Source organism: Flavobacterium reichenbachii, assembly GCF_002217435.1.
Classification (GTDB): domain Bacteria; phylum Bacteroidota; class Bacteroidia; order Flavobacteriales; family Flavobacteriaceae; genus Flavobacterium; species Flavobacterium reichenbachii.
In genome coordinates this window covers 316,632-330,717 of sequence record NZ_MUHF01000003.1, presented here as the reverse complement: position 1 = coordinate 330,717, position 14,086 = coordinate 316,632, and the positions used below count along the sequence as shown (strand labels likewise).

At 32.5% G+C, this 14,086-nt stretch carries 14 protein-coding genes; 10 read left to right on the top strand and 4 right to left on the bottom strand.

Features of this window, described 5'->3' with window-relative positions; all coding sequences use genetic code 11:
* Positions 1–5: 5 nt before the first annotated feature.
* The 10 genes from B0A68_RS24620 to B0A68_RS04655 all read left to right on the top strand — a co-directional run bounded on the left by B0A68_RS24620 (position 6) and on the right by B0A68_RS04655 (position 9,359).
* Complete coding sequence (locus B0A68_RS24620; protein ID WP_240475245.1) at positions 6–461, top strand: hypothetical protein; 456 nt, start codon at positions 6–8, stop codon at positions 459–461.
* A 184-nt stretch (positions 462–645) separates the two neighbouring features.
* Complete coding sequence (locus B0A68_RS04695; RefSeq protein ID WP_035684359.1) at positions 646–1,104, top strand: Fur family transcriptional regulator; 459 nt, start codon at positions 646–648, stop codon at positions 1,102–1,104.
* 95 nt (positions 1,105–1,199) lie between these two features.
* Positions 1,200–2,471 carry an adenylosuccinate synthase gene (locus B0A68_RS04690; RefSeq protein ID WP_035684361.1) on the top strand — a complete coding sequence of 424 codons (1,272 nt, stop codon included), beginning with the start codon at positions 1,200–1,202 and terminating at the stop codon, positions 2,469–2,471.
* Between the two features lie 50 nt (positions 2,472–2,521).
* Positions 2,522–3,106, top strand: coding sequence for an NUDIX domain-containing protein (locus B0A68_RS04685; protein WP_035684362.1), 585 nt, complete (start codon positions 2,522–2,524; stop codon positions 3,104–3,106).
* A 42-nt stretch (positions 3,107–3,148) separates the two neighbouring features.
* Positions 3,149–4,642 (top strand): S41 family peptidase, encoded by a 1,494-nt coding sequence (locus tag B0A68_RS04680; RefSeq protein WP_035684364.1) that lies wholly within the window; start codon positions 3,149–3,151, stop codon positions 4,640–4,642.
* Positions 4,643–5,587 carry an alpha/beta hydrolase gene (locus B0A68_RS04675; RefSeq protein ID WP_035684365.1) on the top strand — a complete coding sequence of 315 codons (945 nt, stop codon included), beginning with the start codon at positions 4,643–4,645 and terminating at the stop codon, positions 5,585–5,587. It begins immediately after the preceding gene.
* A gap of 3 nt (positions 5,588–5,590) precedes the next feature.
* Positions 5,591–6,145, top strand: a complete 555-nt coding sequence (locus B0A68_RS04670; RefSeq protein ID WP_035684367.1) for a hypothetical protein — start codon at positions 5,591–5,593, stop codon at positions 6,143–6,145.
* Positions 6,146–6,229: 84 nt separating this feature from the next.
* Positions 6,230–7,123 (top strand): L,D-transpeptidase, encoded by an 894-nt coding sequence (locus tag B0A68_RS04665; protein ID WP_035684369.1) that lies wholly within the window; start codon positions 6,230–6,232, stop codon positions 7,121–7,123.
* 158 nt (positions 7,124–7,281) lie between these two features.
* Positions 7,282–8,112: a hypothetical protein gene (locus B0A68_RS04660; protein WP_035684374.1), complete on the top strand. Its 831-nt coding sequence runs from the start codon at positions 7,282–7,284 to the stop codon at positions 8,110–8,112.
* 47 nt (positions 8,113–8,159) lie between these two features.
* The gene (locus B0A68_RS04655; protein ID WP_035684378.1) at positions 8,160–9,359 is read left to right on the top strand and encodes a hypothetical protein; all 1,200 of its coding nucleotides are present in this window, start codon (positions 8,160–8,162) and stop codon (positions 9,357–9,359) included.
* A 69-nt stretch (positions 9,360–9,428) separates the two neighbouring features.
* Here the strand turns inward: B0A68_RS04655 and guaB are convergent, their stop codons facing one another.
* The 4 genes from guaB to B0A68_RS04635 all read right to left on the bottom strand — a co-directional run bounded on the left by guaB (position 9,429) and on the right by B0A68_RS04635 (position 13,946).
* Positions 9,429–10,901, bottom strand: a complete 1,473-nt coding sequence (gene guaB / locus B0A68_RS04650; protein ID WP_035684379.1) for an IMP dehydrogenase — start codon at positions 10,899–10,901, stop codon at positions 9,429–9,431.
* 154 nt (positions 10,902–11,055) lie between these two features.
* Entirely contained in the window at positions 11,056–12,453 is a 1,398-nt protein-coding gene (locus B0A68_RS04645; protein ID WP_035684380.1) for a DUF5723 family protein, read from the bottom strand.
* Entirely contained in the window at positions 12,450–12,998 is a 549-nt protein-coding gene (locus B0A68_RS04640) for a hypothetical protein (RefSeq protein WP_035684381.1), read from the bottom strand. The genes B0A68_RS04645 and B0A68_RS04640 overlap by 4 nt, the downstream gene beginning before the upstream one ends.
* A gap of 81 nt (positions 12,999–13,079) precedes the next feature.
* On the bottom strand, positions 13,080–13,946 hold the full coding sequence (locus B0A68_RS04635; protein ID WP_035684382.1) for a hydroxymethylglutaryl-CoA lyase: 867 nt from the start codon (positions 13,944–13,946) through the stop codon (positions 13,080–13,082).
* Positions 13,947–14,086 lie beyond the last annotated feature (140 nt).

The following is a 14,086-nucleotide window of genomic DNA, read 5'->3' as shown; positions in this document are numbered from 1 at the left end:
AAAAGATGATTTTGATTTTTTTTCAGGGAAAATCCAGCATTCAGAACAAAAAATTAAAAACGAGATTTGCCAATTCAAACGAATGGATTGAATTTCCTTCGACACAGGAAATGTATAAAATTCTAAACGGAATTGGAAATATAGATAATTTTCTTGCCACTTTTGACGGCGAACCATTTGAAGGAATGACCGTAAGGCTGTTTAATCCGAAGACAAAATTATGGAGTATTTATTGGTCGGATTCTAGTACCGGAATTTTAGACAAACCCGTAATTGGCTCCTTTACAAACAAAGTCGGGTATTTTTTTTCTAAAGATATTTACGAAGGAAAAGATGTAATTCAGGTTTTTAAATGGGATGCGAGAGATGAAAAAAATCCAGTTTGGAGCCAAGCCATGTCTGACGACAATGGAAAAACCTGGGAATGGAATTGGTATATGTATATGACAAAAATAACTTGAGAATTTGTTATTTTTATCATTAATAAAAATAAATATGTTAATTAAGCAGATTTGATCTCCGCTTAAATTATCGAGGCAAAAGCCTGTATTTGATGCGCTAGTATTGATCAAATCGCGCTTTAAACGTTAAACTTTAAACCCGAAACTTTTATTCATTAAAAATAAAAAATTATCTTTGCAGGATATGACACTCATTTCAACTGACAATACTAGAAATCAAGAAATTGTAAAAAATGTTTTTACAATGTATCTTGAACAAAAAGGGCATCGAAAAACTCCTGAGCGTTATGCTATACTTCAGGAAATTTACGATAGCGAAGAGCATTTTGATATAGAAAATCTTTATATCAAAATGAAAAACAAAAACTATCGTGTGAGCAGGGCTACGCTTTACAACACGATCGAGTTATTGTTGGACTGCGCTTTGGTTAGAAAACATCAATTTGGGCAAAATCAGGCTTACTACGAGAAATCTTATTTCGACAAACAGCACGATCATATTATCATGACGGACTCTGGCGAAGTAATTGAATTTTGCGATCCAAGAATTCAAACCATCAAAAAAACAATCGAAGAAATATTTGATATTGAGATTACCAATCACTCTTTATATTTTTACGGAAACAAAAAACAAAATCAATAATCCCGAAAGGCATTATTCAAAAAAATAAAAAAAGAAAATTAACTACATTAATCAGTAGGATGACTTAGATTGTCCCAACGCAAATTAAAAACAGAATGACCGTAGATTTATTACTAGGATTACAATGGGGAGATGAAGGTAAAGGAAAAATTGTAGACGTACTTACTTCAAATTATGATATTATTGCACGTTTTCAGGGAGGACCAAACGCAGGACATACATTAGAATTTGACGGAATTAAACATGTACTTAGAACAATTCCTTCTGGTATTTTTCATAAAAATTCTATAAACATCATCGGGAATGGAGTTGTAATTGATCCTGTAGTTTTTCAAAAAGAAATAGAAGGTTTAGAGAAATTCAACCTTGACATTAAAAGCAAATTAATTATTTCGAGAAAAGCTCATTTAATTTTACCAACACACCGTTTGCTTGACGCTGCTTCTGAAGCATCTAAAGGAAAAGCAAAAATTGGTTCTACACTTAAAGGAATTGGACCAACTTATATGGACAAAACCGGTAGAAACGGTCTACGTGTCGGCGATATCGAATTAGAAGATTTTAAAGAACGTTACAGAGCATTGGCAGACAAACATGAAGCAATGATTGCTTTTTACGATGTTGCTATTCAATATAACTTAGAAGAGCTTGAAAAAGAGTTTTTTGAAGCTGTTGAAGAATTAAAAAAATTAGATTTTATTGACAGTGAAGAATATATGCACCAAGCTCAAAAAGCAGGTAAATCTATTCTTTGTGAAGGTGCTCAAGGATCTTTATTAGATGTTGATTTTGGAACTTATCCATTCGTTACCTCATCAAACACTACTGCTGCCGGAGCTTGTACAGGTTTAGGAATTGCTCCTAACAAAATCAAAGAAGTTTACGGAATTTTTAAAGCGTATGTTACACGTGTTGGAAGCGGACCTTTCCCAACTGAACTTTTTGACGAAGTTGGTGCTACAATGGCTAGAGTTGGAAACGAATTTGGTTCTGTAACAGGAAGACAAAGACGTTGTGGATGGTTAGACTTAGTGGCTTTAAAATACGCTATTCAGGTAAATGGGGTTACGCAGTTAATGATGATGAAAGGTGATGTACTTTCTGGTTTTGAAACTTTGAAAGTGTGTACTGAATATAACTATAAAGGACAAAACATTTCTCATTTCCCTTATAACATCGAGCCGGAAAATGTTACTCCGGTTTACAAAGAATTTAAAGGATGGAAAGCAGATTTAACTGGATTGACAACTTACGATCAATTACCAATTGAGCTGAAAGAATATATTGAATTTATTGAAGCAGCTGTTGAAGTGCCAATCAAAATTGTATCGGTTGGACCAGACAGAAAACAAACAATAACAAAATAATACATTTAAACGCTCTGATAATCAGAGCGTTTTTTTTTGAAGAATATTTTATGAGAAAGAATCCGGAAATAGAAATAAAAGAAACTAAGTTATTATCAGACAATTGGTATGTACTAAACAAAGTAACTTTTAACTATAAAAAAGAAAATCAGCTTGCAGAATCTCATATTCGTGAAGTTTACGACCGCGGAAATGGAGCTGCCATTTTATTGTATAATACAGTACAAAAGAGTGTTATCCTAACAAGACAGTTTCGTTTACCCACTTATCTTAACGGTAATAAAACCGGAATGATGATTGAGGTTTGTGCCGGTCTTTTAGACAAAGAGAATGCTGAGAATGCTGTTATTCGCGAAACGGAAGAAGAAACCGGCTATCGTTTAACAAAAGTGCAGAAAGTTATAGAAACTTATATGTCGCCAGGTTCTGTAACCGAGATATTATATCTTTTTGTTGGTGAATATGACGAAAGTATGAAAGTAAGTGAAGGCGGCGGACTGGATGCTGAACAGGAAAATATTGAAGTTTTGGAATATACTTTTGATGAAGCTTATGCAATGATTGAATCTGGCGAAATAACAGATGCCAAAACTATTTTATTATTGCAGCATGCTAAAATAAAAGGTTTAGTGTAAGACATTTTTTATTATTTTAGATTTGAATTTAATTTCTTAATAATGTTCAAATCTAAAATAATGCTTTTTGTTTTTATTCCATTTTTAATGGCGGCGCAAAATCAGAAATTGAGCGTATATGAATTAAAACAAGATCTTACTGTTTTTAAAGAAATTAGAGAAAAAGCCAATTCCGGACTTTATAAATATCGTACTAAACAACAAACTGACAGCATTTATTCATGGGCATTCAGCCAAATAAATGAGCCTAAAGCACTGCTGGATTTTTACAAAATAATTTTAAAAATTACAGATTTTGAAGGCAGTTTACATAATGACACTACTCTTCCTGAAAATTTTCAAAATAAATTCTCATCAGGAAATGTGTTTTTTCCTTATCCTGTAAAACTTATTGAAGACAAGTTAATTGTTAATTTCCGGAATACTGAAATTCCATTAGGCTCAGAAATTTTCAGCATCAACAAAATCAAAACTAAAGAGCTTTTAGCTTCATTCTATAAATATTACACCACAGACGGCTATAATATCTCTGGAAAATCTATTGGAATTGCAGGTTCTTTTGCGCGATATTTTGAGATGGAATACGGATCTCAAAAGAAGTTTTTAGTTGAATACTCACTTCCGGACAAATCTCAAAAATTACTCAAAACTATCACAGGTGTTTCGAACGAAATTCGAAAAGAAAATTTCAAGAACCGCCATTCGCTTCCTATTGACAGCTTACAATATGGTAAAATAAAAAACAAATATTCTTTTAAAGTCATTACACCCAATACAAGTTTACTTACTATAAATACGTTTGCAATTGGCAATAATGCCGAAGACAAAGAACATTTGGCTTATAAAAAACATCTGGACAGCTGTTTTCAATACCTTTCTAACAATTTGCAGATAAAAAACCTGATTGTCGATGTTAGAAATAATGGCGGCGGAACGGACCCAAATGACATTCTTACTTTTTCTTATCTCACACAAAAACCGTATCGGGAAAATGCTGAAGCGTACGTTAATTTTCAGGAAATCCCGTTTCCCAATTATTTAGTTTACGAAGAAACCGAACCTCAAAAACAGCACGAAGAAAGAAAAGATTTTGAAGAGGAAATAAAAGAAGAGTTTCCAAAACTGGAAAACGGTAAATACATACAAGACGAAAAATTTAATGCTTTACTTCAGCCTGATAAAAACAGTTTTAAAGGTCAGATTTATTTGTTAATAAGCCCTAGAATTGCTTCTGCAGGTTCTCTCTTTGCATCATTAGCCACTGGAAGAACAAATGCTATTGTGATTGGTGAAGAAACTATGGGCGGGTATTATGGGCACAACGGACATACTCCTGTTGAATATGAATTACCTAATTCTAAAATAAAAACCCAGTTTTCGATTGTAAATTTAGAACAGGATGTTCCTAAAAAAGCCAATCAGATTTTTGGAAGGGGAATAATTCCTGATCGTGAAGTCAGACAAACATTAGAAGATTTTTTAAAAAATAAGGACACACAGTTTGAATATACTTTAAAACTAATTGAACAGAAATAAATGAAATTACATAAATACAGCAGAAAAATTGTTAAAACACTTTTGGTTATTTTTATAATAATGAATACTATTGCTTTTTTTCATGCTTACAAATTCACACATTACAACAATAGTAAAAAGGCAAAAACTAAAAGCCCGGAAAAACTAACATCGTGGGACAAAGCTAAAATTGTTGTTTTTGGAGTTAATAATCCTAAACCAAAAAACAAAAAATTCCCTTCTCAAAAATTTCAAACTTTAAAATTAAAAAGTAATAAAGAAATTGAATGCTGGTTAATTAAAACTGAAAAACCAAAAGGAACAGTACTATTATTTCATGGTTACGGTGGTGAGAAATCTTTAATGATTGAAAGATCAGATGAATATATAAAATTGGGTTATAACACTGTACTTGTTGATTTTATGGGGAGCGGAAACTCAGAAGGAAACCAGACAACAATTGGTTACAAAGAAGCTGAAGAAGTTAAAACTGTCTTTGACTATATAAAACAAACGGGAGAAAAAAACATTTATATGTTTGGCACTTCAATGGGAGCGGTTGCTATTATGAAATGCATTGACGACGATAAAATAAAACCAAAAGGAATAATTCTTGAATGCCCATTTGGGTCGATGTATAAAACTGTTTATGCGAGATTTAAAAGGGTAAATGCACCAACTTTTCCGATGGCCAGACTGCTTTTATTTTGGGGCGGTATTCAAAATGGTTTTTGGGGATTTGGTCATAATCCAAGTGAATACGCAAAAAACATTGTCTGTCCGGTTTTACTGCTTTATGGAGAAAAAGATAAAAGTGTAAGCCGAAAAGAAATTGATGAAATTTATGTTAATTTGAAAGGAAGTAAAAATTTAAAAATCTATAAAAATACTGGACACGAAAATTATTTGCTCAAAAACAAGCCAGAATGGATTAGTGATAACACTTTATTTTTATCAAAGATTTAGCATATGAATATTTGGAAACAACTTGCAGAAGAAACAGATGGTGTTTTTACCGAAGGCTATTCGTGGAATTCTGATTCCACAACTATTGAATACAAAAACTGGAAGATTATCCTCGATAATTACACTGTTTGGTCGGGAAAATATAGCAACGACGTAACCAGAGTTATAACTCCAATTACTCTGATAGATAATTTTAAGTTTGAAATTTATACAGAAACCACTATTAGAAAAATAGAAAACTTTTTTGGAGGACAGGATATAAAAATAGGAAATCCAGATTTTGACAATTTATTTACAATCAAAAGTAATAATGAATTTAAAATAAAAAGTGTATTAAAAAACAAAGAGCTTCAGAGTATCTTAAAAGACCAAAAGGACGTAAATATTCAAATCTCAGATTATAAAGGAATCTGGGGAGAAAAACTTCCTGAAAATACTTTTGAATTATCATATTACATAAATGGTAAAGTGGATCATTTGAAAACTTTAAATTCACTAATTTCTCTTTTTAAAATCATGCTGGATGAGTTATCCAATATTAATTTAATTGTTAAATGAAAATCAAACAAACATTTTTAAAAATTATATAACTCATTTTTTAACATAAAATTGAAACTTTGTCATAACTAAAAAATACCAATTATGAGAAAGTTATATTACACAGCAAACGCACTACTTATATTAATGTTAGGATTAATGGTTTCTTGTAAAAAGAGCGATACTATAAACCTGACCGAAAATAAAACAGAAAAAAAAGAACCTAAAAAAACAATAGAATATAAAAAACCAAAATCTGTTGAATATCATTTTGAAAAGACAAAAGAATGGCTGAAAATAAATGAATCTGACAGTGCAAAAGCAGCAATAGTCTATGCTGTAAACAGAACTGATAAAAAGAATTTAGCAAAAAAGGATTCGATTGTAGTTCCTGGTGATTTTAGCGGTGATTTGGTTTATTATCTTCCGTTTCCTCTGCACGTGAGTGCTTTAGAAGAAGTTTCTAAAATCATTATTTTCTCCTACCCTACTCAAACTTTTGCCGCTTACGAAAATGGAGAACTTGTATATACAGGTCCTACAAATATGGGGCGAAAAAAAGATCAAACTCCAACAGGATTATTTTTTACCAATTGGAAAGCCGAGAAAACGACCAGCACTTTTAATGACGAATGGGACTTAAAATGGAATTTTAATATCGAAAATAAACTTGGTGTAGGTTTTCATGAATATGAATTACCAGGTTATCCTGCTTCACATTCTTGTCTTCGTCTTTTAGAAAAAGATGCCAAATACCTGTACAAATTTGCAGATGAATGGATTCTTAAAGACAAAGAAAATGTAAAAGTAAAAGGGACTCCGGTTGTTGTTTTTGGAAACTACGACTTTGACGGTGCAAAACCTTGGTATGCTTTGGTAAAAGATCCTAAAGCTTTGGATATTTCTGAAAAAGAAATTGAATCTCAAACTTCTGCTTTCATACAGAAAATCCTGGACAATCAAAAACTTAGAACTGCTGAACAAACAGCTGTTCAATAAAATATTTTTTTCTTTCCTGAAAAAACGGCTTATACTTTATCTATAAGCTGTTTTTTTTGTTTTGAATCGAAAATTACAAAGAATAAAATTTTACTTGTTAATAATTTTCCTATTTTCGTTTGATAAAGCGCCAATAATTATACGCCTTAACTTTCAACATGAAAAAAACATTTTTACTACTTTTTTGTATTGCTACCTTTTTTAGCTACGGACAATCGAATAAAATTTTAGACTTCAAACCTGGTTATTCGCCCGAGACTACTTATTATCAAACCATAACTAATTCTTCAGATTATGAAATTGCTTATTCAGGATCAGAAAATTTTTTGGAAATACTAAAGAAAAACGGAACAGAAAATCCAACCAAAATAAAAAATTCCTTTAACGTAGAAACGGTTTCTAAAACTGGTAAAATGGGTAAAGATGGAAATTTCCCGATCACGATTGAATATTTGAAATCAACCGATGCAAATGGAAAAAATATAATTCCAAGCGGAACCTTTTTGTATGGTAATGTCTCCCTTTTGAATATGCCTAAACTGGATTCGATCGTATCTAAAGGAATGGAAGAAAGCTTTAAAAAAACCATTTTTGAAACAGTTCAAAGCACATTTAAACAGCTTGAGCTTCCGGAAAGAAAATTAAGAGTAGGCGAATCTTTTTCTCAGGAAAGTCCACTTACAATTCCTATTGCAGGAATTAATTTTGAAATGGTAATTACAACAACTTACAATTTGAAAAGTATCACTGCAAAAAATGCTCTTTTTGATATTGTCCAAGTATACACAATGAAAATTATCGATAATCGCTTTGATATAAGCGGATCAGGAAATGGAACAGGAAAACTGGATTACGATATTTTGAATCATTTTACAAGTGAAAATACGATCGATATGGAACTTAACCTGAAACTAAAACATACTGATTTTAATTTAGATTTAAAATCAAAAAGCAATTATAGTCAATCCGTTAAAATCGCCAAAAAATAAAACAAAAAAGTTCATTTATTAATTATTAAAAACTTTTATACTCATAAATGAAATCATTAATTTCTGTATTCTTTTTGCTTTTTTACAATATCGCAGCAATATATTCTCAGTCAAAAAAAGAAACTTATCAATTTTCCAGAGATATAGATTTTACTATCGAAAAGGATACAGCACCATGGAAATACCAAGCTGGAGCAACTGCTTATTCTATGAGCGGTTATTACAAAAAAGCATTGGAAACCTGGGATAAAAATGGAGCCACTATACCAAAAATAACAAAGGCTGATAGTTTGTACATTAAGGAATTTATTCCTCAAAATGCAAAGGACTACATTATTAAAAGATCAAAAAATGAGAAGATTATAATAATAAATGAAGCCCATAATAATGCGAGACACAGAGTTTTTACAACCTCTATATTACAAGGTTTATATAATAATGGCTTTCGATTTCTTGGGGTTGAAGCACTTTCTGACAGCTTAATAAATAAAAGAAAATTTCCTGTATTAGAAAGTGGATTTTACACTAAAGAACCAGAATTCGGAAATTTAATAAGTGAAGCTGTAAAAATTGGATTTACTGTATTTGGTTATGATGATTTTAGTTCAGAAAATATAACTGGAAAGGACAGAGAAATTAAACAAGCTCAAAACATTTCCCGATGGATCGAAAAAAATCCTAAAGGTAAATTTTTAATTCATTGCGGTTATGATCATGTAATTGAAGGGATACCTGGAATTAAATCTTGGGAAAAAGCAATGGCTGGCAGATTGACTGAATTTACTGGTATAAATCCGTTTACAATTGACCAAATTCAATATTCGGAGAGAGGAGATCTAAAATTAAATCAGCCTTATATTCAAATATTAAATTTAGATTATCCGGCAATTCTGGTGGATTCAAATGGTAAAACATTTAATGGCAGCATTGATAATCCTAAAAAAATTGACTGTTCAATAATTCATCCTGTCACTAAATTTGATAATGGAATACCTGCCTGGAAAACTTTGCAGGGAAAACGAAAAGCATACAGCATTCCAAGTTCAAAAATAAAAGAATTTCCCGCATTAGTAACAGCATATCGAATTAACGAATTTGAAAAAAATGGAATTCCCGCCGATATTGTCGAAATTTTAAATGCTGATCAAAACGGAAAATTACTGTTGAACAACGGTAGATATAAAATTGTCATTAAAAATAAAGAGTACAAAGTAACGGATGAGTTTTTATTTACAATGAAAAACTAGTTCTGGAAAAAATAAAAAAAGGCGTAAGAATTTGAATCTTACGCCTTTACTTTTATATAGAAAGCTAAATTATCTTGAATAATTTGGAGCTTCTTTTGTGATTGTAACATTGTGCGGATGACTTTCTGTAATACCGCTTGACGTAATTCTAACAAAACGACCAGATTCTTGTAAAGTTGGAATATCTTTTGAACCACAGTATCCCATTCCGGCGCGAAGACCTCCAACAAATTGAAGCATACTTTCGTTTAATTCACCTTTGTAAGGAACACGTCCAACAATTCCTTCCGGAACTAATTTTTTAACATCATCTTCAACATCCTGAAAATAACGATCTTTAGAACCTGTTTGCATGGCTTCAACAGAACCCATTCCGCGGTAAGATTTGAATTTTCTTCCTTCAAAAATTATAGTTTCACCCGGAGATTCTTTTGTTCCTGCTAATAATGAACCTAACATTACGCAGTCGGCACCTGCAGCGATAGCTTTAGGAATATCTCCTGTATAACGAATTCCACCATCTGCAATTACTGGAACTCCAGTACCTTTTATAGCTGCAGCAACTTCTAAAACTGCAGAAAACTGAGGAAAACCAACACCTGCAACGATACGTGTAGTACAAATAGAACCGGGTCCGATTCCTACTTTTACACCATCTGCACCGTTTTCTACTAAATATTTAGCAGCTTCAGGAGTAGCAATGTTTCCAACAATAACATCAATTTGAGGGAATTTTGATTTTACTTCTTTTAATACATTTACTACACCTTCAGTATGTCCGTGTGCAGTATCAATAATAATTGCATCTACACCAGCAGCAACCAAAGCTTCAGCTCTTTGAACTGCATCTCCGGTAACTCCAATAGCGGCTGCAACTCTCAAACGACCAAAAGTATCTTTGTTTGCAATTGGTTTTTGAGTCAATTTTGTAATATCTCTAAAGGTAATTAAACCTACAAGTTCATTTTTAGCATTTACAACAGGAAGTTTTTCGATTTTATGACCTTGCAAAACTACTTCTGCCTGCTCTAATGAAGTTCCTTCGGCAACAGTAACTAAGTTGCTGCTTGTCATAACCTCAGCAATTGGTCTTGCACCATTTTTTTCGAAACGCAAATCACGGTTTGTAACAATTCCTTTTAAGATTCTGTTTTCATCTACGATTGGAATACCGCCAATTCCGAATTCTTTCATAGCATTTTTAGCATCTGCAATTGTTGAATTCATTGGTAAAGTTACCGGATCAATAATCATTCCTGCTTCTGCACGCTTTACTTTTCTAACTTTCGCCGCTTGCTGCTCGATAGTCATGTTTTTATGCAAAACGCCAATACCGCCTTCTTGAGCCATAGCGATTGCCATTGCACTTTCTGTAACAGTATCCATAGCAGCTGATACTATAGGAACGTTTAATGTTATATTTCTTGAGAATTTTGATTTGATACTCACTTCGCGGGGAAGCACATTCGAGTAGTTAGGTACTAATAATACATCGTCGTAAGTTAAACCTTCGCCGATAATCTTGGAGTTGTGTGCTATCATGTTGCAATTTCTAGTTGAATTGCGTGCAAATATAGTGAATAAATCGCCTACTTGTTCACTAACTTATTCATAAAATTGTATTTACAGGAAAAACCTTTCAATAAATAAATTACAAATGAATCATTAAATTCCATTTTTTTTAATATTGAATTCATTACTCCTTATCCTGAAAGACAAAATTTAAACCAACTTGAAATGCCATACTATTTGCTTTAGAAACGTCCTTAAGTTCTAAAATATTATTGACCAGCAAATACATATTAACTTTCCATAAAGTACCCGAAAGTCCAAGTCCAATATTTTTGTTGGAAAAAGTATCAAACGTATAAGTTGCTTTTACATCTAATTTTTCAAATATACTTCTTTTATAAAAAGCGGTTAACGCAAAAAGCGGTGTTCTTGGTGCAGACATGGCAAAAAACTGAACTCCGGCATCATTTAAATACCGTCTTTTAACCTGCGTCCTGCAGTTACAATCTTCATCTGAACGGTATTCTCCAAAAGAATATTGAAGGGATGAATATATTTTGGTCGGCCGCCAGGTTGTATATTTATTATAAAGCGTGTCTCTTGGAATGGCAGCATTAAATTCGTCGAAGACATTTTCGGGATCGTCATTTCCTAAAAAATTAGGATTTACACCATCATATTGGTAAGTCCCTTTGTACGTAAGGGTCTCAATATCCTTACTCTGTCTTATAAAACCAAGATCAATAACACTGGCTGTAAATTGGAGATTGTCTTTGAAGTAATAGGTAATTCCGGCATCAAAACCTAAACCAAGGCTTCCGTTAAAAAAAGTATTATTTGCAATGTCACGTGCAATATTACCTTCATACTCGTCTTTTGTGAATTTTGAAATACCAGATGTTTTAAGTTCCAGATCTGATGATATGGTTTGGCTGTATAAATTTGGGGTTCCAACATTTTGTCCTGTATAAATATATCCTGAATTTTTGGTTGAAGTCGCATTTGCACCACTTGAATAAATTTTTGCACGCCCGCCTAAAACAAGTTTTTCACTTACCTTTTTATGAAAACCAACGTGAAATACCGAAAGTACTTCGGCTTTAAGACTCAAATCTCCTAAATTAAATGATTTTCCTATATGATTTTTATTTCCGTCTAATGCTAATACTGCAAGATCTTTGGGCATAAACATAAAAAAGTCAAATTCCTGATACATTCCGAACGAGATGTAAGATTTACTATCTCTGCCTCCTATTCTAAAACCGCCAGAGAACAATTCTAACTGCTGGTTTGTTATTACTCTGTCTTTATTCGATGATTTATTGACAACGTTTCGCACTTTATCATTAAAATCAACACCGTTTTCGGCAAATAAATCATAGGCAGAAAAACTGCTGGATCCTAAATTTGCAGAAACTCCAGATGCAACCGGAACTCCAAAGTAAAATTTATACGACACATCTGCACCAGGATTTACAAGTGAGGACTGCGGAATTGAGGTAAAATTATACAGCACTTCTTTATTTTGAGAAAAAGAAGAAAGCTGATAAAAAATCGCTAATAGCAGGAATACTTTCTTCATTCGAACTCTAAATAAACTGTTGCACTTGATCTCAATTTTATACTTCCTGTGCTGCCTGCATTAAGCGGTGGTCCTGCTGCAATAATCAACTCAAAATCTATTTTTGCAGTTTGCTTTAACAACTCCAGTCTTTGGTTTTCAAATACTTCCGTGGGATATTTTATTACATTAGAACTTCCAGTATAAGCCGGAACAGGATAAGAAATGGTTTCGAGTATATCGCCATTGGCATTGATTAAGCGCTGATTAAGAGTAAAAGCTCTATTAATAGTATTCTCAACTTCAAAATCAAATTCGGCTTTTAGAAGATCATTAGTAAAGAACTTATCTTTAAAAACATCAAATTCTCGTGTATCATACAAAACATGTGTTCCTCCATTATCTAAGAGCTGATTGGCACGCACATCAAAATAAGCAAGATTTGCTACTACGACAGGTTTTAACTTCAAATCATTTATCTGATCGAAATCTAAATCACTTGAGCATGATAGAAAGAAAACAAGCGATAAAGAACTTATTATTGTGTTAACAGAAAGCTGTTTCATGACAATTAGTATTTACAAATAATAGTAACAACTAAATTATGCTGTTATTATTACACGATAATAGTAAATGTACGAATTTTTTTAATGAAATTTCCCAAACAGCTTTGAAGCTTCGTTATAAGCGCTTTCAAAACTCAAAGAATTTAACCCTGTTATTTTTTTATTTGCAGTAAAATAAGATATCAGTTTTTCTGTGGGCATATTGCCTGTAAGCTTATCTGTCGCCATAGGACATCCTCCAAAACCTTGAATTGCACCGTCAAATCTGGTACAGCCGGCATTGTAAGCAGCATCGATTTTTTCGAACCAGCTTTCCGGAGTAGTATGCAGATGGGCGCCAAATTCTATTTGTGGATATTTTGCAATCAGATTCGAAAAAAGATAGTTAATAACTTCTGGGGTTGAGCTTCCTACAGTATCAGAAAGGGATAATATTTTTACTCCCATTCCGGCAAGTTTTTCAGTCCATTGGCCTACTATTTCTACATTCCATGGATCTCCATATGGATTTCCAAAACCCATAGAAAGATAAGTTACCACTTCTTTGTTTTTTTTGTCTGCAATTTCCAGAATTTCTTCTAATGTAATCAGAGATTCCGCAATCGTCTTATGTGTATTTCGCATCTGGAAATTTTCAGATATAGAAAAAGGAAATCCTAAATATTGAATGGGTTCATATTCTGATGCTAAAGCTGCGCCTTGCGTATTGGCAATAATTGCCAATAATTTACTGGTCGTTTTAGAAAGATCCAGCTGTGCCAGAACTTCGGCAGTATCCTGCATCTGCGGAATAGCTTTTGGAGACACAAAACTCCCAAAATCGATTGTATCAAATCCTACTCTAAGTAAAGCCTGTATATAGGTTACTTTGTTTTTTGTGGGAATAAATGTTTTGATGCCTTGCATGGCATCGCGTGGACATTCGATAATTTTGATTTCTTTATTCAAAGCTTATTCTTTTGTAAAGGCTAAGTTAGTTTCTTTTTTACTGAAATAAAAGTTATAATTTTCTTTAATCTATAGTATTACCCAATATTGTAATAGTTATTAATATTACCAAAAAATGTAATAACTATAAATATTACCAA